The sequence below is a fragment of the Vibrio sp. 10N.222.52.C12 genome, from assembly GCF_041474215.1.
GTDB lineage: Bacteria > Pseudomonadota > Gammaproteobacteria > Enterobacterales > Vibrionaceae > Vibrio > Vibrio crassostreae_C.
The window spans coordinates 1-436 of the sequence record NZ_JBFRTR010000125.1 but is presented as its reverse complement, the minus strand read 5'-3'; the positions used below and the strand labels follow the sequence as shown (position 1 = coordinate 436).

Here is a 436-nt window from a genome sequence, read left to right as displayed (position 1 = left end):
GAAAGCCGCGATGAACCTTATTTGTTTGGCTCAGTGTGCCCATCGAGAGGGATTGGTGAGGCAATGGTCGTCCCTTGGGTTAACAAAGACATCATGATAAACCATCTAGAGCAGATATCTAAAGTCACAGAAAAAGACCGTCATTCAGTGGTAATAATGGATGGCGCAGGATGGCATACCGATGATATTGCTAACCCATTTGATAATGTCAGTATTATCAAATTGCCGCCATACTCACCAGAGCTTAACCCTATAGAGCAAGTGTGGAGTTGGTTAAGGCAACACTATCTAGCAAACCAAAACTTCATTGATTATAACGATATTGTTTCGAAGGTCTGTAGCGCTTGGAATGGATTTCTTGAGTGCAAAGATCGCGTCACAAAAATGTGTACAAGAGATTGGATTGACCTGATCAGTTAATTTTCCGGATTGGTAT

The 436-nt window shown here is 41.7% G+C and carries 1 protein-coding gene; it reads left to right on the top strand.

The annotated features are described in order from the left end of the window. Window positions 1-420 (top strand): transposase (locus AB4623_RS20660; RefSeq protein WP_372147312.1); only part of this gene is annotated, 420 nt, incomplete at its 5' end. Between the last annotated feature and the right edge of the window lie 16 nt (window positions 421-436).